The 21440-nt window shown below is 69.8% G+C and carries 17 protein-coding genes; 4 read left to right on the forward strand and 13 right to left on the reverse strand.

All coding sequences use genetic code 11. The annotated features are described in order from the left end of the window. The 11 genes from nbrcactino_RS00170 to nbrcactino_RS00220 form a co-directional block, all read right to left on the reverse strand. A complete protein-coding gene (locus tag nbrcactino_RS00170) occupies positions 1–1350 on the reverse strand; it encodes a hypothetical protein (protein WP_161925527.1) in 1350 nt (449 codons plus the stop codon). After that, positions 1347–3047 (reverse strand): YehQ C-terminal OB-fold domain-containing protein, encoded by a 1701-nt coding sequence (locus nbrcactino_RS00175; protein ID WP_161925528.1) that lies wholly within the window; start codon positions 3045–3047, stop codon positions 1347–1349. Before nbrcactino_RS00175 ends, nbrcactino_RS00170 begins: the two co-directional genes overlap by 4 nt. Beyond that, complete coding sequence (locus nbrcactino_RS00180; RefSeq protein WP_161925529.1) at positions 3044–4207, reverse strand: VWA domain-containing protein; 1164 nt, start codon at positions 4205–4207, stop codon at positions 3044–3046. Before nbrcactino_RS00180 ends, nbrcactino_RS00175 begins: the two co-directional genes overlap by 4 nt. Further along, complete coding sequence (locus nbrcactino_RS00185; RefSeq protein WP_161925530.1) at positions 4204–6600, reverse strand: DUF5682 family protein; 2397 nt, start codon at positions 6598–6600, stop codon at positions 4204–4206. The genes nbrcactino_RS00180 and nbrcactino_RS00185 overlap by 4 nt, the downstream gene beginning before the upstream one ends. A gap of 26 nt (positions 6601–6626) precedes the next feature. Beyond that, the gene (locus nbrcactino_RS00190; protein ID WP_161925531.1) at positions 6627–7730 is read right to left on the reverse strand and encodes an ATP-binding protein; all 1104 of its coding nucleotides are present in this window, start codon (positions 7728–7730) and stop codon (positions 6627–6629) included. Next, positions 7727–11083: a DUF4132 domain-containing protein gene (locus nbrcactino_RS00195; protein WP_161925532.1), complete on the reverse strand. Its 3357-nt coding sequence runs from the start codon at positions 11081–11083 to the stop codon at positions 7727–7729. Before nbrcactino_RS00195 ends, nbrcactino_RS00190 begins: the two co-directional genes overlap by 4 nt. Before the next feature lie 50 nt (positions 11084–11133). Further along, a complete protein-coding gene (locus nbrcactino_RS00200; RefSeq protein ID WP_161925533.1) occupies positions 11134–11622 on the reverse strand; it encodes a nuclear transport factor 2 family protein in 489 nt (162 codons plus the stop codon). Beyond that, the gene (locus nbrcactino_RS00205) at positions 11619–12446 is read right to left on the reverse strand and encodes a TIGR03619 family F420-dependent LLM class oxidoreductase (protein ID WP_161925534.1); all 828 of its coding nucleotides are present in this window, start codon (positions 12444–12446) and stop codon (positions 11619–11621) included. Before nbrcactino_RS00205 ends, nbrcactino_RS00200 begins: the two co-directional genes overlap by 4 nt. Further along, a complete protein-coding gene (locus nbrcactino_RS00210) occupies positions 12443–13252 on the reverse strand; it encodes an SDR family NAD(P)-dependent oxidoreductase (protein ID WP_161925535.1) in 810 nt (269 codons plus the stop codon). Before nbrcactino_RS00210 ends, nbrcactino_RS00205 begins: the two co-directional genes overlap by 4 nt. Positions 13253–13371: 119 nt before the next feature. After that, on the reverse strand, positions 13372–14466 hold the full coding sequence (locus nbrcactino_RS00215; protein ID WP_161925536.1) for an inositol-3-phosphate synthase: 1095 nt from the start codon (positions 14464–14466) through the stop codon (positions 13372–13374). Then, positions 14459–15058 (reverse strand): PadR family transcriptional regulator, encoded by a 600-nt coding sequence (locus nbrcactino_RS00220; protein ID WP_161925537.1) that lies wholly within the window; start codon positions 15056–15058, stop codon positions 14459–14461. Before nbrcactino_RS00220 ends, nbrcactino_RS00215 begins: the two co-directional genes overlap by 8 nt. Positions 15059–15242: 184 nt before the next feature. Between nbrcactino_RS00220 and nbrcactino_RS00225 the strand changes: the two genes are divergently transcribed. From nbrcactino_RS00225 to nbrcactino_RS00240, 4 genes are all read left to right on the forward strand, one after another. Continuing rightward, a complete protein-coding gene (locus tag nbrcactino_RS00225; protein WP_161925538.1) occupies positions 15243–15674 on the forward strand; it encodes a DUF5318 family protein in 432 nt (143 codons plus the stop codon). 68 nt (positions 15675–15742) lie between these two features. Continuing rightward, a complete protein-coding gene (locus tag nbrcactino_RS00230) occupies positions 15743–17983 on the forward strand; it encodes a transglycosylase domain-containing protein (RefSeq protein ID WP_161925539.1) in 2241 nt (746 codons plus the stop codon). 18 nt (positions 17984–18001) lie between these two features. After that, on the forward strand, positions 18002–19513 hold the full coding sequence (locus nbrcactino_RS00235; RefSeq protein ID WP_161925540.1) for a glycosyltransferase family 87 protein: 1512 nt from the start codon (positions 18002–18004) through the stop codon (positions 19511–19513). A gap of 48 nt (positions 19514–19561) precedes the next feature. Then, on the forward strand, positions 19562–20374 hold the full coding sequence (locus nbrcactino_RS00240; protein WP_228460584.1) for a hypothetical protein: 813 nt from the start codon (positions 19562–19564) through the stop codon (positions 20372–20374). An 80-nt stretch (positions 20375–20454) separates the two neighbouring features. Here nbrcactino_RS00240 and nbrcactino_RS00245 read toward each other — a convergent pair whose 3' ends face one another. Next, positions 20455–21033 (reverse strand): GNAT family N-acetyltransferase, encoded by a 579-nt coding sequence (locus nbrcactino_RS00245; RefSeq protein ID WP_161925542.1) that lies wholly within the window; start codon positions 21031–21033, stop codon positions 20455–20457. Further along, positions 21030–21437, reverse strand: coding sequence for a DUF1304 domain-containing protein (locus tag nbrcactino_RS00250; RefSeq protein WP_161925543.1), 408 nt, complete (start codon positions 21435–21437; stop codon positions 21030–21032). The genes nbrcactino_RS00245 and nbrcactino_RS00250 overlap by 4 nt, the downstream gene beginning before the upstream one ends. Positions 21438–21440 lie beyond the last annotated feature (3 nt).

The following is a 21440-nucleotide window of genomic DNA, read 5'->3' on the forward strand; positions in this document are numbered from 1 at the left end:
TCAGTACCGCTCCACCAATCTGTCCCAGGGAAGCGGACCCGACGGGAAGCGGCGCACGGCTTCAGCTATGGGCGGAGCCCACCAAAAGTGACCCTCAGGATGGCCAGCGACGAGCTCGAGGTACCGGCCGTATCCAATATTCCTGACCACCTCCGCTGCGTCTCCACCGGTATCGAGGAGTGCTTCGGCGGCATGAAAGTAGACCAGGGGGAACAGCGGCCGGACGTTGCCGTGTCGCGCGATCTCGGTGGCCGCGGCGAAGAGCTTCGCCCGGCGCTGCGGTTCGGATTCATGGATGCCCACCAGATACAGGGCCAGCACGTCATCGCCGGCAGTCGCCCAACCCACCACGTCGGACACCTCGTCCAGATGCAGCTCCGCCAGGCGCACCGCCGCATCGAACTCTCCGACCACCTGCGCCGCCGCCGCGGCCAACGCCAGCACATGGCCGCGCCGGAGGAGCAGCTGCTCTTCGGGCGGCACGTCGTTCCCGACCGGCCGCACCCGATCGACGCCGGCCAACAACGTGCGCACGGTGTCGTCGTCCTCATAGGCGGCAGCCAGGAGTACGGCGGTCAGTAATCGGCGGCCACACCGATCCCCGGCGGCGAGTTGCTCTTCGGCGATCGCGCGCACCATCGCCGCTTCGGACTCGGTGGGCGACGAACCGGGACGAATGCAGGCACTTGCCACCTCGATGTTCACCGCGTCCAGGGCGCGGCGCATGAGGTCGAGGAACTGTTCCGGCCCGGCTTCGTCGGGCGCCACCCAGGTCGATACACACAGCAGGGCGAGCTCGTCATCGAGGTCCAGCTCGCCGGATCGGAGATCGGTCACTATCTGCCGGACCTCGGCGCTTGCCGGCAACGACTGGAGGCAGGTTGCTGCCAACCCGTTGGCGCGCACGTCCGCGATCACCGTTTGCCCGACTTGCGGGAAGTCCGCGTCGAGCCATTCCCACATTGTCTGTCGGCTGTTCTCCGGCGCCCCCGTCTTGCCGTCATCGGTCTTGCTGTCTTGCGTCTTGCTGTCGTGCGCGTCGTGCACCGCATCCCCGTAGGCCTGTACCGCGCACCGTGCGAGGACCTCGGTAGGCGGAGCCCCCATCAGCTCGCCCACCCGGCCCGCCCCGGCGAAGAGCGCCCCGACGAAGCTCTTGGCGACGGCATGCCGCGCGGGGTCGTCGGTCGACAGCTTGACCGACTCACTGATCCACAACTCGGTCAGCGCCGAATCCAGCTCTGCGGGCAGATAGGCCCCGCGGGCCCACCTCTTGTACACGACGGGGACCTGCGTCCCGAAGCGGGCGATTGCTGCCTCGGCCTCGGGCGACAACTCTGACTCGGTCAATCACCCTCCCGAGGTTCGAGCCACGAATCCCTGAGTCGCCGCACCTGCTCGGCAATAGCGTAACTGCGCAACACCTGGACCGCGGGCTCGACGTCGACGTCGGCCGGGAACACGGTGAACCCGGCCACGCGCAACTCCCGGTGGCGCCGGCGCAGCTCCTCGGCGACGCCCGGCGCGCGCGACGGGGCGATTCCGCGTTCGACGATCCGCTGCAGCCACGCGAGGAAGCCCTCGATCGGGGTTGGCGCGGGGGCAACCGCGCCGACGCGAGGCGTGGCCGCGGCCGTGCTCCTCGTCCTCGAGTGCGGCTTGTCGAAATAGAGGCAGTCCACCGGCGAGTCGGCGCACGACAGGTGCGGCCGGATCAGGCTGAGCGGCATCAGCGCCAGTCCCTCCTCGGAGCGGTCGACCCGTCCGACGACCAGCAGCTCCGGCTGCCACGCCACCGCCCGCAGCCGGGCCACCGCGTTCGCGGTGTACTCCGAATACCGCAGGCGAACGACGACGTCGGCGCCGACGGAGTCGATCAACGGCCACTCGACCCGCTGGCGCACCTCGTCGAAGCGGGGTTCGCGCGCCGCGGTCGGGGCGAGCACCACCCAGTCCCCCAGTTCGTCTCGGGGTTCGAGCAATCCGACCGGCTCCCCGGCATGGGAAAGGTCGGCCCACCGCCGGATCGGGGACAGCGCCGCGAACAGTTCCGCCGAGCTGGCCGGCTCGTGCTGGGCGAGGGTGTCATCGCCGCCGGAGAGACGCCCGTTCGGATTGCGCCGCGCCCGCGCGAGGTCGATCTCGGCCCCGGCCGCCCGGCTCGCTGACGCCAACCCCGGCCACACCGGCGCCGACGAATACGCGGCCACCGGGTCGAACCCCGGTGCGGTCGCGACCGGGCGGGTCAGCGTCGACGAGAGGAACCGGCCGTCCTCGCGCGACCAGAACAGGGTCGTCAGGCCCCGGTATCCCGACGCCGTCTGCCACGGATAGCTGCCCAGCCCGACCAGCGACAGCCGGGCGATCTTCTCGTAGCCGGTGCGCCCCAACCCGATGAGGTCGACCGGCGGCGGCGTCCCCACCGGCACCGCGTCCAGCGCGCCGATCAGCGCCAGGGTCGACGCGAGGTCGGCGGCGACGTGCGCCTCGCCGGCACCGGCTGTGCGTGCGACGATGCGGCGCAGATGATCGGCGATGCGGCGCAACGCGGCCGCCAACCGGTAGTGCTCGGCGACCTGCGCCGAGATGGCCGCCGCCGAGCAGCGCTCCACGGTCGCCGCCGATGCGTGCGCGATGCCGACGGCGACGATCTCGCTCAACAAGGCTGCGACAGCGGTGCGCATCTGTGCCCTCGCCTCGTGGCGGGCCAGTTCGGCGCGGGTCGGCCCGGTGTCGTCATCCGCCGCCGGCACCGCCTCGGGCGCCGGCTGGACCCCGGTCCCCAACCAGAGGCAGGCGGCGATGAGGTGGCGGCAGACCCCGACGGCGGGGCAGTCGCACCGGGCCGTCTCCGGGCCAGCTTCGTCGAACCGGACGTGCGCGCCGGCCACCGCGACGACCAGCTCGGCGTCGTCGGCGACCACCACCGGAACGGCGGCCGCCAGATCCTTGCGGGCCCGCCGCACCAGTCCGGCACTGGCGCGCGCCGCCCACGCCTCGTCGTCGAATCGGGCACACCTGGCCGCAATCGCGGCTCGGTTGCTCATGACATGACCCCGACGAGCCAGTCGGCCAGACCCCGCGGGTCGAGAGCGGCGATCTGCATCCCGGCTGCGGCCATCTGCTGGGCGGTCTGGCGGTCGTAGTACGGTTGGGCCTGGCCGGATTTCAATGTCAACGACGCCAGGCCCAGCAGGTGGACGCCGGCGTCGGCGAGTTCGCCGGTCACCTGCAGCAGGCGGTGCGGCGAGCCGCCCTCGCAGAAGTCCGACAGCAGCACCAGCACCGTGTTGCGGGGGTTGGTGACCAGGGTCGAGCAGTAGTGCAGTGCGCCGCCGATGTCAGTGCCGCCACCGAGCTGCGTCGACATCAAGACGTCGACGGGGTCGTCGGCGATCGGAGTGAGGTCGACGACCGCGGTGTCGAAGACCACCAGCTTGACCCGCACCGTCCCTAGCCCGGCGAAGATCCCCGCCATCACCGCACTGTGGATGACCGAGTCGGCCATGCTGCCACTCTGGTCGACGCACAGGATGACGTCCCATGCGATGTGACGGCGGTGGCGTTCGAAGAAGCGCAACCGTTCGACGACGATCCGACCGGTCTGCGGGTCATAGTTCTTCAGGTTGGCCGCGATCGTGCCGGCGACGTCGAAGTTCGCGGCGACCGGGATCGGGGAATGGGCGAAGCTGCGCTTGGGCCCACTCATGGCGCGGCGCACCTCCGGTTCGAGCCGTGCGCGCAGGTCGTCGACGACGGCGGCGATGAGCCGCCGCAGGCTCGACTCGAGTTCCGGCGGCATCGAATGGCGCAGCCCCAGGAGCAGCGCGAGGAGTTCGGTGCTCGGCGAAAGCCGGTCGAGGAGTGCGGGATCGGTGAGCAGGTCGGTGAGGCCGAAGCGATCCAGCGCGTGCCCGGTGACGACGTCGCAGACCGACTGCGGGAACAGGTCGCGCACCTCGCCCAGCCAGACGACGGCGTGCGGTGCCGAGGCGCCGAGTCCGCTCGTCGGTTCGTCGCCGAGTTCGTCGGGATCGGCGTTGCTTTCGTCCTCGCCCGGTGCGACGTCGCGCCCGACGTAGGCGTGCCGGTACAGGTAGTCCAAGGCTTCCCCGCGACGCCCTTCGACCGAGCCGCCGGGCGCCTGCCCGAGTTGGTCGCGGGCGAAGCCGCCCAGTACGAGACGCCACCGTTCGAGTTCGCTCACGGCACCCCCAACCATCCGGAGAGTCCTTGCGCGGCAAGGAGTTCCGCCGCACGATCGGCTACCTTCCGATTCCCGCCGACTGGGCCCTCTTTCCCGCCGACTGGGCCCTCATTCCCGCCGACTGGGCCCGACCGCCCCGCCACGACGGCCGCGACGCGATCGGTCTCCGCCGGGGTGAGCTCGGCCAGCGCCAATCGCAGGGCGGGAAGCGCCTCGAGGAACTGCGTCTCGGTCCACCCGTCCAGCAGTGCACCGACCACTTCGACGAGATGTGGCTCCTGCCAGGCGAATTCGCGCGCCGTGCGCATCAACCCGGAGAGGAACGGCAGCGCCTCGACGACCGGCACCGTTCCCGACAACGAGCCGCGCAGCGCGTCGGCGACCTCCTCGGCCGTCGACTCCCCGGCGGTATAGCGGATACCGGCTGCCGCGCCGCGGACCTCCGCGGACTCGTGCGTCTGCGCGAACAACCGGACCACGGCGCCGAAGTCGTCCCGGTCGGTCTGTTGGTCGAGAACCCCCGACTCGCCCCCGCTTTCTGCGCTCAGCGCATCCCGCATCGCCAGCAGTGCGGTCACCATCTCGGTCGGCGATTCCGACGGCAGGAGTCGGGCCAGGTAGTCCGCGCGCCGGAACGCGATCCGTGCCAAGTCGTCGAGCCCGGGAAAGTCGCGGGCGTCCAACGGTTCCCGCGCACGGTGCAGCATCGCCAACTGGTGGCAGGCGGCGGCCGCAGCGCAGAACGACGGTTCGTCGGCGATGGCGGTCGTCGCCGCGGCGGCCAGCTCCTCGTCGAGGTCGCGCACCCCGATGACGCAGCTGCGGGCGATCAACGACACCGCCATGGCCGCACCCCGGCCCGCGTGTCCGGTGAAGTCGTCGACCGCTTCGGAAAAACACGCGGCCACCGCTTCGGGCAGCGTGCTCCCGTACCGGGACGCCTCGACCAGACCCGCCTCGGTACCCGGCGACCACCGATACGTCCAGCGCTCGTTGATCAGGTGCAACCCGGTCCCGACGACGAAATCCGGCCCGGCGACCAGCGAGGCGAACGGCACCTCCAACAGGGCCAACCCGTGGAGCAGCCGACTCGTCTGCCGGTGGGCCGGGCGGCGGTAGACGGCGAGCGACAGTTCCCGCGGCGCCGGATCGTCGACGACGAGGCGCGCCGCCGTCAGCCGCGCCAGTGCGTCGGCGACGAGGGGTGGGGTCGCGGTGCCCGGTGGTACCCGACCCACCTTGTCCCCGGTGAGGACGGCTTCGGCAACGGCGAGCGGCACCATGCCCTCGACGGCGATGTCGCCTTTCACAAAGGTCGACGCGACCGCATCGCGCACATCCCACCGGGTCGGCCCGGGGCGCCCGCGCAGCGCCGCGAGGCGTTCCACGTGTTCGGCGGCGTCGACGACGGTCGGCATCGAGGCCGGCACGCCGCGCGCCCGCAACCGCTGCGCGACGTCGAGCAGGACCTCGCGCGCCGCACGGGACCGGTGGTCGGTGCGCTTGCGCCTCCCCTCCTCCCAGGCCCGTTGGCGCCAGCCGGGCGACCGGATTCCCGACGCATAACCGTTCACCGAATCGACTTGCTCGAAGGTGAAGCGGATCAGCGCGGCCCGGCTCGACGGTGCCTTGATCACCGGTCGGGGCGGCGGGTCCTCGAGCAGGTCGGGCAGGGCGACGGCGTGGTACCCGCCGACGACGACCAGCACCGGTCCCCGACCATTAGCCTCGGCGACGGCCTCCCGGATATGCCACGCCATCTCCGCTTCGCGGGCGTCGGTGCCGTCGCGCTTGTGCTCGCCGGGATTGCTGTCGGCCCGCGCCAGCGCACAGTAGGCGGTCATGCGCGCGGAATGCTCGGCGGCATCGACGACGTCGGTCTCGAAGAGGTGGTCCCACAGCTCTTCGGTGTCTCGGCACCCCAACCGCTGCGCCATCCCGACCAGAGTTTCGCTGAACAGCAGCCGCCGCTCGTCCCACTGCATGTCCGACACGTCGTCGCGCTTGACCACGGCATGCTGTTCGGCGATGTCGAGGTCGATGAACGACGCCGGGATCCCGGCCGCGCGCGCCTCCCGCAAGGCCACGAGTTCGGGTGAGAAATCGCAGAAGGGGTAGTACGCACCCAGCCCTCGAAACCGCGCGGCGCCCCGGCCGGCGGACTCGGTATAGGCATACACGGCGAGCGGCGCGCGGGTGCGGCTGTCGGTGAGCGCGTCGATCAGCGGGTTGAACGAGCGCGGCCCTTCGACGAGAACCGCTGCGGGACGGTACTTCTCGATCGCGAGATGCACGGCGCGAGCGCAGGCCGGGGAATGGTGGCGCACCCCGATGATGACCCGTTCGGCAGTGACCAGCCGCGCCGCCAATGCGCGGATGTCATTGGCGTTCAACGGCTCTGCCCGGACCGACGTCCCCCTCACCCCCGTGAGGAGCGGTGGCCGTCGAGTGCGGCCGCCCACGTCTTCGACTTCTTCGCCCGTCCGCGGACCACGATGTCGAAGTATTGGTCGAGCTTGGGCCCGTCCTCGGCGTTGTCCTTGAGGACGGTGCCGAGGAGCTGGCGCGCCACATGTGCCCCGGTCGCGACCCCGCCGTCGAAGTAGTGCGCATCGAGCACGGCGGCATACCCGACCGCGACGGCCTCGGCGGCGGACATGACCGCCGCCGGCGCGGCCACCGCGGTGCCCTCGACCGTCGCCCCCGACCGCAGGTCGCTGAACACGTCGACGAGCAGTTCGACGACGTCGGGCGCGAGGCGCGCCTGCACGCCGGCCTCGTCGAGCAGGCCCGCGGTCTGGTCGGCAATGAGCCGGGCCTGCAGTGTGCGATCGACCAGCGGGGCCACCGTCTCGAAGTTGAACCGCCGCTTGAGCGCGCTGGACAACTCGTTCACCCCGCGGTCGCGCAGGTTGGCGGTGGCGATGACGTTGAACCCCGGCCGCGCGCCGAGCACCGCATCGGCATCGTCGCCGAGTTCGGGGATGTGCAGGGATTTGTCCGACAGCACGCCGATAAGTGAATCGGAGATCTCCGGCTGGATGCGCGTGATCTCCTCGATACGGCAAATGCTCCCGGCCGCCATCGCCTGGTACAGCGGGCCCTGCACCAGGGCGCGCTCGCTCGGCCCCTCGGCGATGAGCAGCGCATAGTTCCAGGTGTAGGCGATCTTGTCCTCGGTGGTTCCGACGCTGCCCTGCACCACCCGCTGCGACGAACCGGAGATGGCCGCCGAAAGCAGTTCGGACAGCATCGATTTCGCGGTTCCCGGCTCCCCGACGAGGAGCAGGCCGCGTTGGCTCATCAGCGTGACGATGGCGCGCTCGACGAGCGGGTCGTCGCCGTAGAACTTGCGGCTGATCCCCAGTGCGGGATCGCCGACGATGAAGCTGCGCACGCTGCGCGGGCTCAGCCGCCAGCCCGACGGGCGGGCAGACCCCGCGTCGGCCTCGGCCAATCGCTTCAGTTCACCGGCGTAGGTCTGTTCGGCCGGGGCGCGCAGCACGCCTTGCGGATCGGTCATGCGTAGTCCACCTTGTCCTCCCAGTCCGGCTCGTAGGCGCCCAGTGCGGCGATGGCCGCGGCGTCGGCCACCGCGGCCGACAGGAGTGCCGACGGTACCGCGCCCAGGCGCATCGAGCCGCGTGAGTCGCGGAAAGTCACCTGTTTGAGCGCGACGGTGACGTCGTTCAACTGCTGTTGGGCGCCGGAGAATCCGATGGTCACGGTGATCCCCAGGATCGGGAAGGTGCGCTGGAAGTCGAAGACGACCCCGCCGTCGCCGGTTTCCCCGCGCTCGTACCCGCGCTTGGTGGCCGCGGACCGCAGGGCGAACATCCCCAGCAGGTGGCCGGTGAAGTCGTCGACGGATCGCGCTTGCGGATTGGGTGGGCGGTAGACCGGCGCGAACTGTCCGAACAACGGCTCGACGTCATAGTCGTCGAAGTGGGTCGCCCACCGCGCCACGGTGTCGCCGTCGAGGACGGCGGCCGACGCGATCTGGACCGTCGCGCCCGCCGACAGGGTGACCTCGTCGTCGTGGACGTCGGTCAGCGTGCCGTCGTCGAGGGGTCGGAATGCCGTGCCGTCGTCGGCGATCCAGACCAGGCGTTGTGCCAGGATCCCGACGATAGGGTGGCCGCGCAGGTAGCGGTTCCAGTCGTCGGCCGACCACGCCCGTTCGGCACACATCGCTTCGTAGAGCCGCTCGGTGGCCTGCTTCACCGCGGTTTTCACGGTTCGACGCGCCGCCGACAGCGCCTTCTTGGCCTCGGCGGCCGCCGTCTCGTCATCTGAAATGCGCGGTGCGGGAAGGGATTTCAGCCGCGCCCCGTTGTCGTCGAAAAGGGCGACCGTCCCGTTGGTGGCGATGCGGGCGTGGAAGCGGCGCGGGCCGAAGTCGAGGAGTAGCTCACCGCCGACGAATCCCGCATCGGGCACGGTGCGGTCGGCGAGTTCGGCCGACGACCATCCGCGGCGTTCGGCGAGTTCGTCGACCCGTCCCCCGGCCGTCTTCTGGATTCCCGCGGTCCGGAACCGGGTGGCGATGGACAGCAGCAGCTGCGCGGCGGACGGGTCGTCAACCCAGCCGAGCATGGCCAACAGCGCTTTGCACTGCGCGGCGCGCCAGCCGTAGTAGGTGCGGATGTAGTGCTCGGCGACGGGTGCCGCGTGGGCGCGGCATGCGGCCGCGCAGATCGCGAGCATCCCCTTGTCGGCGACGCTGTTCTCCTGTGCGCACCACGCGTCGAGGAGCCAGTCGGCGAAGCGCTCGGCATCGGCCGCGTCCAGCAGGCCCAGGTAGTAGCGCAGCGACACCGACGGTTCGGGATTCTTCGCCTTCACCGTCGACGCGACGAGCCAGCGCAGCGTTGCCTCGTCGACGGGCTCGCCGCCACCCGACCACCGCACCGTGGGGGCGGCTTCCCAGTCGAGCCAGGCGGGCCCGGGCGCTGTCGACTTCGCGACCTGGGCCGACAGGGTTTCGCGGTTGAGGTAGTGGTTCGGCGAACGCCCCAGCGCCGCGAGCGCGGTGAGCACCGCATCCTTGCCGCGGTCGGTGCGCTCGGCGTGATAGCGGGCGTCGAGGACCTCGATGTCGTCGGCGGTGCCGAACTCGGCGAGCCACTCCGCGGCGATCACGCGGGTGTCGATCGCCGACGAGCGCAGTGCCGCGACCACCCGTTGATGCCGCCGCGGATCGTTGGCCAACGCCCGACGGGCATTGACCCGCCGGTCCCGCGGACCGGCGAAGGCCAACCGGTACACCGCGTCGGCGGCCCCGGTCGGCAACGGCGCCGCCAGCGCGAGCAGGGTCAGCGCCGTCGTGCTGCTGTCGCTCCACCAGTCCTGCCCGCCGTTCTCGGCGACGGCGACGTACTTGTCGACGTGGGCGGCGACCAGTGCGGCGACCTCGTCGTCGGGCCACCCGGACAGGCACCCTTCCCACCCGGAGGCGGCGACGACGGCGGCCCCGTTGAATCCGAGGCCGTCGAGCATGGCGATGGTCTGCGCGATGGTGGGCTCCCCGGTGCGGTCCCGAAGATCGGCGAGAGTCGTTGCGGCCAGGCGGTGGAGTTCCTCCCCGCGCCACGTGACCAGTTGGCCGAGCCGGTTCAGCACGGTGATCATGTTCGCGGCGGTCACCCCCGGCGTCGCCGCGTAGGCCTCGACGAGGTCGCCGGAATCGATGTACCGCGATTCGCCCCGGAACCGCCGAGGCGGTTGCGGCGTCCGCGACTCCCGCACGATGTCAGCCAAGGCGGCATCGTCGAAGTAGGGATGCTTCAGATAACTGGTCGCCTTGTTCACGCCGCGCTGCAGGGTCTGCAGCGCCGCCGTGACTTCCGGCGTCACCGGGAACGACCAGTCGATCACAACCGGTGCGCTCGGTGGGGGCGGCGGTGTCGGGTCGGGGATCGACGCGGTGGCCGCCCACGACGCGGTGAGGTCGCGGGCCGGATCCGAGTCGATCCCGGCGACGATGTCGGCCGCCCAGTCCCGATCGCCGTCGGCCGCATCGAGCTGCCACAGCGCATCGAGGGCGCGAAGTTGGCGGCCGCGTTTGGCCGTGGCGGCGATCTCGCGCAGCGCCGCCGACAGGGGCCCGACCGGGCAGCGGCGGGCTGTCGCCGTCGCCGCGGTGAGGATCGTCGACGACCCGTCGACGAGGTAGCGGGCCACGGCGGGCGCGAAATCGGCGAGCGCCGCGTCGGCAACGGGGGCGAGGTTGTCCAGGATGTCTGCGCGCAACCCGCCCGGGGCGTCGAGGGCGAGCGACCCCAGCGCCGCGCCGCGATCGGCGACCGCCGCCGGATAGTCGGGCAGCGTGCGCACCAGGGTGCGCGTGGTCGAGTAGGTGGTGGCGCCGCGCCCGGGACGGAACACCGCGGTCACCACATCGCCGCGCTGCCCGCCGCCGGCCTCGACGATGGCCTCCAGCGTCGCCAAGTGCACGGGTACCGACTCTCGTCGCTTCGCGTCCACCACTGCGAAGTGATACGAGCGGGTCAGGTCGTCGACGAGGCACTCGACCCGGTCGCCGCCGGCCATCGGCTCGAGCGACGGCGTGAAGTGCCGGGTCGTCGCGCCGGTGACCCGGGCCCAGCGCCAGCCCTGCTCGGCCGGGGCCTGGTCGAGTTGGGCATACAACCGCTGGCGCGCCCGGCGCTCGTCATCCATCCACTGCGACGTCCAGTAGCCCGGTTGGGCCGCGGCGATCTCCGCCAACACCGACGATTCCCCCGCGCCGGTCTCGATGTATTCGGCCACCCGGTCCGGCAGCGATCGGTCACCGTTGTGCCCCACGTTCTGCTTGATCACCGCCGCCGCGGCCTGCGCGAACGACCCACCGCGCTTGCGGTTGAACAACCCCATGGCTCAAACCTAGGCCACCGCGCCGACAGGCGAATGACGGCCGACGACGACTACGCCTCCGGTGCGGCGGCCCCCAGCAGCAGCCGGGCGCGTTCGTCGCCGGTGAGCGTGCGGGTGGTGCGTTGGGCGATCTGCCACCGCCCGTCGACGCGGGCCAGGTCGAATCGGTTCGCGCTGGCCCGGGCGACGAGGAACCGGGCGTCGCGGTGGACGACGAGGAGCGATTCGCACACCGCGACCGCGGTGTCGCCGTCGACGCGGATGCGCGCCGGGCCCAGGAAGTGCGAGGACCCCCGCGCGATCAAACCTTGTTGGGCCTCGGAGGCGACCATGTCCCGGACCTCCTCGCGGCTGCCCATCGACCAGTCCTCGACGTCGTACCCGCCGTCGACGGTCCACATCGCGGCGATGGCGTCGGCGTCACCCGCGTCGACGAGCGGCCCGTAGCCCGCGATCAGCTGCCCGATCTCGACCTGGTCGCGCAAGGCCGCGACCGTGCGTTCCAGCCGGTCGAGCCGTTCGGTCACCGGATCGGTCACAGTGCCTCCGCAATCTCGTGCAGCGCGGCCAACTGGTCGCAATAGTGTGCCACGTCGTCGCCGGCGACCTTGCACACCGCGACGGTGGCACCCAGGTCGCGCAGGCGGGCCAACCGGGAGCGCACCCCGTCGGCGTCGCCGGCCGGGTCCAGCAGCGGCCCCGGCGACAACAGCACCTCGAATCCCGACGGCGCTTCGGCGGCGGCAAGGAACTCGCGCAGCTGCGCCCCGCCCAACCCGAACGGCACCCAGCCCGCGCCGAACTCGACCGCACGCCGCAGCGACCGCCGGGTCCGGCCGCCGACCCAGATCGTGGGAGTCGTGGACGTCGCATGCGGTTCGACGGTGAACCCGTCCACCGATCCGCGTCCCCACCAGGCGCGCAGCTGCGCCAGCCGCTCGTCGGCGACGGCGCCGCGCCCCGCCCAGTCCGCGCCGAGCAGGTCGAACTCCGGCGCCAACGAGCCCACGCCGACACCCAGCACCAGACGTCCGCCGCTGAGCACGTCGAGCGTCCCGTAGCGCTTGGCGATCGCCAGCGGCTGGTGATAGCCCAGGACCAACACCGAGGTCGCCAGCCGGATCCGGCGGGTGTGGGCGGCAAGGAAGGACAGCGTCGCGAGCGGGTCCCAATAGACCCCGCCGCGCTCGGCGGCATCGGCGGCGGGCACCCCGACGTGCTCGGAGCAGGTGAGGTGGTCGTAGCCCAGGTCGTCGGCGGCCTGCGCGACGCGGACCAGCTCGTCGGGTCCGGCCGTCAACTCCCACTCGTTGACCAGCCCGGGTTGGGCGGTGACGATCGGCGTCGACAGTCCCAGTCTCATCGGCGGTGCGCTTCAGTCTGGGCCATCAGCTTGCGCATCGCCTGGTCGTTGCGCAGGGCCGTCACGGCCCGGTCGGGGTTGCTGTGCGCCTCCGCGAGCCGCCGGTGGGCCTCGATGACGTGGATCGGCCCGGAACCCAGCGCGTCGAGGCCCTCGCGCGCCACGTCGTCGGGTTCGGAGACCGTCATCCCCGGCACGTCGAAGCTCAGTCCGACGCGGGCCATCGCCGGGGTGCGGGTGACGCCGAGGACCAGTTCGACGACGTCGACGTCGTAGTCGCGCAGCTCCAACCAGAGGCTCTCGGCGAACATCCGGCCGAAGGCCTTCACCCCCGAGTAGACGGTATGGCGGGTCGAGCCGAGGTATCCCGACAACGACCCGACGAGGAGGATGCCGCCGCGGCGGCGTTCGCGCATACCCGCGCCGAAGTGGTGCACCAGCGCCATCGGCGTCGTGATGTTGAGGTCGACGACCGCGCCGAAGGCTTCGAGATCACCGTCGAGGAATTCCGCACTGTGCGAGTTGGCGCCGGCGTTGTGGATGAGCAGGCCCACCTCGACGTCGTCGACGAGCGCCGCGACCTGGTCGGCGGCCGACGGGTCGGCCAAGTCGGTGGCCAGCACGCGGACCCCCACGCCGTACTCCCGGCACAGTTGCGCGGCCTCCTCGAGCGGTTCGGGTTTGCGCGCCACCAGCGCCAGGTTGATCCCGGCCTGCGCCAGCCGCAGCGCGAAGCAGCGCCCGACCCCTTCCGAACCGCCGGTGATCACGGCCCACGGCCCGTACTTCGCTGCGTCGAAAGGCACTGTTCGGTTCTAACACAGTCGCCCGCACCCCTGGCCGGGACTGGAAACGACGAGACCCCCGGCCGCACTGGCCGGGAGTCTCGGGTGGGCGTGAAGCCCGGGGTTCGTACTCGGCGTTCTTACTCGGCGCCGATGATGAAGGCCTCGAGCTGCTGACGCGCGATGTCGTCGGCGATCTGCTCCGGCGGGCTCTTCATCAGGTAGGCCGAGGCCGGCAGGATCGGGCCGCCCAGGCCACGGTCCTTGGCGATCTTCGCGGCGCGCACGGCGTCGATGATGATGCCGGCCGAGTTCGGCGAGTCCCAGACCTCGAGCTTGTACTCCAGGTTCAGCGGGGCGTCACCGAAGGCGCGGCCCTCGAGGCGGACGTAGGCCCACTTGCGGTCGTCGAGCCACTGGACGTAGTCCGACGGGCCGATGTGCACGTTCTTGTCGTAGACCTTGCCGGCCAGCGGGCCGTCGAGGATCGACGTCACGGCCTGGGTCTTGGACACCTTCTTAGACTCCAGGCGCTCACGCTCGAGCATGTTCTTGAAGTCCATGTTGCCGCCGACGTTCAGCTGGTAGGTGCGGTCGAGCTCGACGCCGCGGTCCTCGAACAGCTTGGCCATCACGCGGTGGGTGATGGTCGCGCCGACCTGGCTCTTGATGTCGTCGCCGACGATCGGAACGCCGGCATCGGCGAACTTCTTGGCCCACTCGGGGTCGGAGGCGATGAACACCGGCAGGGCGTTGACGAACGCGACGTTCGCGTCGATGGCGCACTGGGCGTAGAACTTGTCGGCCTCTTCCGAGCCGACCGGCAGGTAGGAGACGAGGACGTCGACCTGCGCGTCCTTCAGCGCCTGGACCACGTCGACGCCGGTGCCGTCGGCCTCGGTGATGGTCTCCTTGTAGTACTTGCCCAGACCGTCGAGGGTGTGGCCGCGCTGGACCGGGACGTTCAGCGGCGGAACGTCAGAGATCTTGATGGTGTTGTTCTCCGACGCGTTGATCGCCTCGGAGAGGTCGAAGCCGACCTTCTTCGCGTCGACGTCGAACGCGGCGACGAATTCCACGTCACGCACGTGGTACTGACCGAACTTGACGTGCATCAGACCGGGGACGGTCGCGTTCTCGTCGGCGTCGCGGTAGTAGTGGACTCCCTGGACCAGGGATGAAGCGCAGTTTCCCACGCCAACAATGGCCACACGCACCTTATTGGGCTCACCCATGGTCGGGCTCTCCTTTTCTTCTCGACGACGCAGCTTTCTTCGCCGTCGTTGTCTTACTTGTGGATTCATCGGCGTCAGAGGCTTCTGCCGCGATGAGTTCGTTGAGCCAGCGGACTTCGCGTTCGCTGGACTCCAGGCTCAGCTCGTGGAGCTGCCGGGTGTAGCGGTCGTCGGCCCGGTTGGACCGGCCGAGCATGTCGCGCAGCCCTTCCCGCCGTTCCTCGACCTGCCGCCGGCGGCCCTCGAGAATGCGCATCCGCGCCACAGCCGGGGTGCGGCTGAAGAACGCCAGATGCACACCGAAGCCGTCGTCGGTGTAATTCTGCGGACCGGTGTCGGCGACCAGTTCGTTGAAACGAACCTTGCCGGCCTCGGTCAACTCGTAGACCCGACGACCGCGACGCACCTTCGTGCCGTCGGGAGTCGTGTCTTCGACGATCAATCCATCGGCCTGCATCCGGCGCAGCGTGGGGTAGAGCGAACCGTACGAAAACGCCCGGAACGCACCCAGCAGGCCGGTGAGCCGCTTGCGCAGCTCGTACCCGTGCATCGGCGATTCGAGCAAGAGTCCGAGGATTGCCAGTTCGAGCACACCCTCTCCCTTCCTCTAGGCCGCACGAAACCGTGCGGTCGCGCCTATCACGATGAGCCATCAGATCGATGCTGCATTCAAATGTATCGCACCGATATATTCGGATGCCACTCCGGTGGGGAGGATCACCCCGACCCTCACCGACCTCCCCGCAGCCGAGAGGCACGCGGGTAGTCTCGTCCCCATGGCAGCACCCAGCCCGGACCCGGCCACGTGGGGGGAGGCGGCGGCCCGACAGGTCGTCGACTACTCCCTGCGCCGCCGCGCGCGGCTGGCCGAGGTCAACTCGGGCCGGATCGGCATCGGCGAGGTGTGCGACGCCAATCCCTATCTCCTCACCGCCGCCGAGTTCCACGGCGCCCCGTCGGACATCTCCTGTCCGATTTGCCGCAAGGAGAACCTGACGCTGGTGTCCTGGGTTTTCGGGGACCGGCTCGGACAGGCGTCGGGGTCGGCGCGCTCGGCCGCCGAACTGGAGCAGCTCGCCCGCAAACACACCGATTTCTCGGTGCACGTCGTCGAGGTGTGCCGCAGCTGCCATTGGAACCATTTGGTCCGCTCCTACGTTTCCGGCCTGAAATCGCAGCCGACGCGAACGCGTAAAATGGCTAAGTGATCCTTGCGCCGACCGCGGCCTGTCATAGATTCGACAGTGCGCCGCGCGGCACACCGAAAGGCGACTAGATGACCAGCTCCACCGGTTCACCGAAGGGCGGAACCCCCAGCTCAAGCGGCAAATCGGGCTCGGCGGCCAGCAAGTCGTTGGCGACTGCCCGCCAGCATGCGACCGAGACCAAGCAGAAGCGCATCGCCTGGGGCGTGGGCCTCGTCGGAGCCGCGCTGCCGATCATCGCCGTCGTCGGAATTTTGGCGTTTCTGATCACCTACATCTTCGCCCACGTGCCGGCTTCGGGTGAGATCAAGCACAACCAGGTCGCCAACATTCTCTACTCCAACGGCCAGGTGATGACCAAGGTCATCCCACCGGAGGGCAACCGCACCGACGTCAAGATCAGCGAGATCCCCAAGTCGTTGCAGGACGCCGTGATCGCCGCCGAGGACCGCGAGTTCCGTAGCAACTCCGGCTTCTCCGTGCGCGGCCTGGGCCGTGCCGTCGTCGGGCGCCTCACCAATCGCGAGGACGCCGGCGGTGGCTCGACCATCACCCAGCAGTACGTGAAGAACGCCCTCGTCGGCGACGAGCACTCGTACAAACGCAAGTTCACCGAGTTGGCCATCGCCACCAAGATGAGCAACGAGTGGACCAAAGACGACATCATGGCCGCGTACCTGAACACCATCTACTTCGGCCGCGGCGCCTACGGTGTGTCTGCGGCGGCGCAGGCCTACTTCCGCAAGCCGGTGTCCAAGCTGACGACGGCGGAGTCGGCGGTGCTGGCCGCGTCGATCCGGTCGCCCTCCAACTACGACCCCGAGACCAACCGAGAAGCCGCCGAGGCGCGCTGGCACTACGTCCTCAACGGCATGGAGGCCATTGGTGTGCTGACCGCCGCCGACCGGGCCAAAATGGTCTACCCGAAGGTCGTGAAGTACAACGAGGGCGGCGCGACGCAGGACGACGGTCCGATGGGCCTGGTGCGCCGCCAGGTGCTCAACGAGCTCGGCGAGCTCAACATCACCGAGCAGCAGGTCCGCACCGAGGGTCTGAAGATCACCACGACGATCGACAAGCAGACCCAGAAGTCGCTGGTCGACGCGGCCAACTCCAAGCTCGCCGACTACCCGAAGACGACGCGCACCGGGATCGTCTCGATCGATCCCGCGACCGGCGGCGTTCGCGGTTACTACGGCGGCAAGGACGGCCAGGGCTGGGACTACGCGAACGCCGGCCTGCAGACCGGGTCGTCGTTCAAGGTGTTCGCGCTGGTCGCCGCGCTCGAGCAGGGCATCCCGCTGTCGAAGATCTACAGCTCGGCGCCGTATGAGGGCACCGGCGGACTGAAGGTCACCAACTCCGACGGCGAGTCCTGCGGCTCGTGCAACCTGGCGACGGCGATGAAGATGTCGCTCAACACCGTCTACTACCGGCTGATGATGGACCTCAACGGGCAGGCCCAGGCCGTCGCGGACGCGGCGCACAAGGCCGGTGTCGCGGAGAGCTTCGGCGACATCCCCCACACGCTGCAGGAGAAAAACGGCGGCACCGAGGGCGGCGTCGTCCTCGGCCAGTACGCCTCCCGCGTCTTCGACATGGCGTCGGCCTATGCCACGCTCGCCGCGTCGGGCATCTACCGCAAGCCGCACTTCGTCACGAAGGTGGAGAACAACGACGGCGTGGTGCTGTTCAACCGCAAGCCCGACGCCGGCAAGCGCGTTTTCGAGGCCAAGGTCGCCGACAACGTGACCGCCGCCCTCGCGCCGATCCCCGCCTACTCCAACGGCAACAGCCTGAGCGACCCGACGCTGGGCTCGCGCCCGTCGGCCGCCAAGACCGGCACCGCGCAGCTCGGCGACACCGGCCAGAACAAGGACGCGTGGATGGTCGGGTACACCCCGCAGCTCTCGACCGCGGTCTGGGTCGGCACCGACAAGGGCACCGCGCTGAAGACCCCGTGGGGCGGCCCGGTGTACGGCTCGGGTCTGCCGGCGCAGATCTGGAAGGCCGCGATGGACGGTGCGCTGGAGGGCAAGGAGATCAAGAATCTCCCGACGCCCGAGGCCGTCGGCGGTCAAGCCGGCGTTCCGTACGAGGCGCCCCCGGCACCGAAGTACACGCCCCGGTCGCGCGACGATGACGACAATGAGCGGCCGCGCCTGCCCGGCGAGGGCGATGACGGTCGGATCACCATCGCCCCGGGCATCACCCTGCCGGCGCCCGGTGGTCGTCCCCCGCGCCAGCGCCAGCAGCAGCGACGCCAGCAGCAACCGCAGCGGCGTCCTCGCAGTTACCGCGACGACTACTGACACGGGCTCGGGGGTCACGTGAACTCACCCGTGCCGTTGGCACCCGACCACGACAAGTCGGTACGACGGTGGTCACCGTCGATCGACGACCCACTCGTCGCCCCCGGCTCGGCCCGGATCGGCGGGCCCGTGGGGCGCCATGCCGCCATCGGCCGGTCGCGGATGTCGGCGCTGCGGGTGCTGTTCGCCCTCGCCCTACTCGGGCTGGCGCTCGGATGGTCGGGTAAGACCGCCTGCCTTCAGGAGACCCCGGCAAAGCCGTCCGCCGCGGGCGGCTCCACGTCGGCCACCGACCCCAAGTACCGGTCCGCCGACGACGGCAAGCGCCTCAACTGGGACAACCAGCGCGAGTGGTATTCGCTGTGTTTCACCCGAATCCCGCCGACCTATACCCGCAAACATCTCGCCGACGGGCTGCCGTACTGGACGTCGTGGCAGGAGCATGCCGACGGCAAGACCAGCACCCACCGCCTCGAGGACCCGGTGGGGATCGGCTTCTTCGCGTACGGCGCGGCCTGGTTGACCGGTGAGTGGCAGGGGCTGCACGAGCGCTGGGGCGTGCCGTCGGCGATCAGCCCCGTCGTCTTCTTCACCATCGTCGCGATCGTGCTGGCCCTGTGTTGGCTGGTGACGATCTGGGCGCTGGTCAAGATTTCCGACGAGCGGCGCTGGTTCGTCTGGGTTGCCGCGCTGTCCCCGGTGATCGTCGTGCACGCATTCACCTCGTTCGACCTGTTGACCGTGATGCTGGTGATGACCGGCCTGCTCGCCTGGGACCGGCGGCGGTGGTGGCCGGCGGGCATCCTGTTCGGCCTGGCGTGCACAACGGCGATGTGGCCGCTGCTGGTCTTGTTCGCCATCGTGTTGACCTGGATCGCCGGGAGCGCGGTGTCCCGCGACGGCCTGCTGCGGACCTTCGTCGCCACCTTCGCGACCTGGCTGGTGGTCAACCTGGTCCCGATGTTCGGGGCGACTGACGGCTGGGCGCTCTACTGGCGGTTCTGGACCGCGCGCGCCCCCGAACCCGACAGCGTTTACGGCGCGCTGGCCATCCTGACGAAGATCAACCTGAACGTGACCGTGGTCAACATCATTTCCTTGGTGTTGGTCCTTGCGGTCGTCGCGACGATCACCGCGCTGGTGATCCGCGCCCCCCGCCCGTTCACCGTGTACGAGGTGGCATTCCTGCTGCTTGCCGGGGTGCTGATCGTCGCCAAGGCGTGGAGCCCGCAGAGCGCGCTGTGGCTGGTCCCGCTGGCCGTGTTGGCGGTGCGGTCGAGCCGCGTCCTGATGGCCTGGATGCTCGTCGAGGCGTTGACCTGGGTGCCGCGCGCCGGGGTGTTCCTCGCCGCCGACCACCATTGGCTCCCGCCGCAGTTCTACCCGTTGGCGGTGGTCATCCGGATCATCGCAGTGGTCGGCGTGTGCCTGCACATTGTGTGGGAGCACTATGACGAGCCGGCGGAGCTCGACGAGCCGCTGCCGCCTCATATGGGCCGCTCCCCCTCCCAGGTCGCCTCGGCAAGCTGAGGGAACCATCCAGCCGGTTCCGTGCGTCCAAGGGACATGGATTTCGGGGTGTACACACGAAGAACCCTGATCGGGCGCGGCTTCTCCGACGTCCAGATCAAGCGGGCGGTCCGGGAGGGAAGGCTGACCCCCGTGCGGCGGGGTTGGTATGCCCGGGACCGTGCCGATCCCGACGCGGTGACCGCGGTCCGCAAGGGCGGCGCGCTGACCTGCGTCTCCGCCCTGGACAAGCACGGACTCTGGGTACCGCCGGGGAAGACACGCCTCCACATCCGCCTGAGCAGACACCACGGACCGGCGCGCGCGTCTTGCCGCGGATACGGCGGGCCCTGTCCCGTCGACCAAGCGGTCGACGACATCCCGCACGCGCTGCTGTGTGCCGCCCGTTGTGTCCCCGAGGACTACTGGGTCGCGATTGCTGATTCGGTGCTGCGGCGACGGGCGGTCTCCGTCGAGGAACTCCGCGGCTGCATGCCCTGCGTCCCACCGGCGGTGGAGCGCATGCTGCGCAAATGCGACGGCAGGTCCCAATCCGGAACCGAATCAATTGCCCGGGTCCGGTTGCGCGGCGAAGGGTTCAAGGTCGTCGTACAACCGGAAGTCGCCTCCTTCCACGGCCATGCCGATCTGCGGATCGGCCGGCTGCTCGTCGAATGCGACAGCTTCGAATTCCACGCCGCGGACCGAGACGCCTACCGGTACGACCGCTATCGCGACCGGAAGTCTCTCGTCGGGCGCTGGTTCACCATGCGGCTGACCTACGACGACGTGGTCTACGGCTGGGGCGAAGTCCTCAACGACATCCGCGAATTCACCCGGGCCGACCGCCATCGCCTCCGCGGCGACCGTCGTCCCCGCTGACTGCTGCCAGAAACGGCCGAATCCGAGGGGGTCGAGGGCATATTGCCCTCGAGGGCCCTATTCTCGGCCGTTTCTGTCAGCTATCCGATGCGTTCGAGCAGTCGCGCCTTTGCGTCGGGCCAGTCCTCATCGGTCATCGCGTACTGGGCGGTCGTGCGCCACCCGTCCCCGAATCGGCGGTGCTTGCGCAGCAAACCTTCGAAGCGGGCGCCGAGCTTGGCGATCGCCGCGCGGGAGCGGGCATTGTTCTCGTGCGTGTGCCACACCACCCGCACCGCGCCGTGGTCATCAAAAGCGTTGCGCAGCAACAGGAACTTGCTGATCGGGTTGACCACCGTCCCCTGGGCGGACTCGGTGTAGAAGGTGTAGCCCACCGAGACCGACAGCGATTCCGGATCGATCTCGTAGTAACTCGTCGACCCGACCACCAGACCGTCGCGCAGCACCGCGTACGCCTGCCGCGTCCCGGCCGCGCGCGCCCGCAGCGCCGCGTCCACAAAGTCCCGCGCCTCGACGACATTGGTGGGCACCCCCGGCGACCACCGGAACACCTCGGGATCGCCGACGAGTCCACTCAAGGCCTCGGCATCGTCGGACGACAGCAGTCGCAGGCTCACCGGCCCGTATTCGAGGACATCATCCCCGAGCCAGTCGCTCACGCCAGGACGGCGACGAGCAGCGCGACGACGGCGATCCCCGGCAACAGCCCCTGCTTGAGTGCGGCTCCCCGGTGCGCCGGCGAGGACAGGCCCAGCACCAACGCGGCCGCCAGCATGGAACCGGCACCCGCGAAGATCAGCGCGTCACCGATCGCAGCGTGGTCGCCGATGAGCCGGAACAGCACGCCGACGATGGTGACCACCGCGAGGAAGAGGTTGTAGAAGCCCTGGTTGTAGGCCATCTCCTTGGTGGCCTGCGCCTCGTCGGCGCTGGTGCCGAAGACTGCCCGGGCGCGCGGCGAGGTCCAGGCCAGCGCCTCCAGGTAGAAGATGAAGACGTGCAGCAGCGCCGCCAGCACGGCGGCGACCAACGCGATGACAAGGGCGACATCCGAGAGCGTCATGGG

Source organism: Gordonia crocea, from assembly GCF_009932435.1.
In the GTDB taxonomy this organism is placed as follows: domain Bacteria; phylum Actinomycetota; class Actinomycetes; order Mycobacteriales; family Mycobacteriaceae; genus Gordonia; species Gordonia crocea.

What these genes read in the sequence shown, in the direction of transcription:
- nbrcactino_RS00175 (WP_161925528.1), bottom strand. Translation starts at nt 3,047, where the DNA reads ATGAGCAACCGAGCCGCGATTGCGGCCAGGTGTGCCCGATTCGACGAC.
- nbrcactino_RS00250 (WP_161925543.1), bottom strand. Translation starts at nt 21,437, where the DNA reads ATGACGCTCTCGGATGTCGCCCTTGTCATCGCGTTGGTCGCCGCCGTG.
- nbrcactino_RS00230 (WP_161925539.1), top strand. Translation starts at nt 15,743, where the DNA reads ATGACCAGCTCCACCGGTTCACCGAAGGGCGGAACCCCCAGCTCAAGC.
- nbrcactino_RS00205 (WP_161925534.1), bottom strand. Translation starts at nt 12,446, where the DNA reads ATGAGACTGGGACTGTCGACGCCGATCGTCACCGCCCAACCCGGGCTG.
- nbrcactino_RS00195 (WP_161925532.1), bottom strand. Translation starts at nt 11,083, where the DNA reads ATGGGGTTGTTCAACCGCAAGCGCGGTGGGTCGTTCGCGCAGGCCGCG.
- nbrcactino_RS00190 (WP_161925531.1), bottom strand. Translation starts at nt 7,730, where the DNA reads ATGACCGATCCGCAAGGCGTGCTGCGCGCCCCGGCCGAACAGACCTAC.
- nbrcactino_RS00225 (WP_161925538.1), top strand. Translation starts at nt 15,243, where the DNA reads ATGGCAGCACCCAGCCCGGACCCGGCCACGTGGGGGGAGGCGGCGGCC.
- nbrcactino_RS00215 (WP_161925536.1), bottom strand. Translation starts at nt 14,466, where the DNA reads ATGGGTGAGCCCAATAAGGTGCGTGTGGCCATTGTTGGCGTGGGAAAC.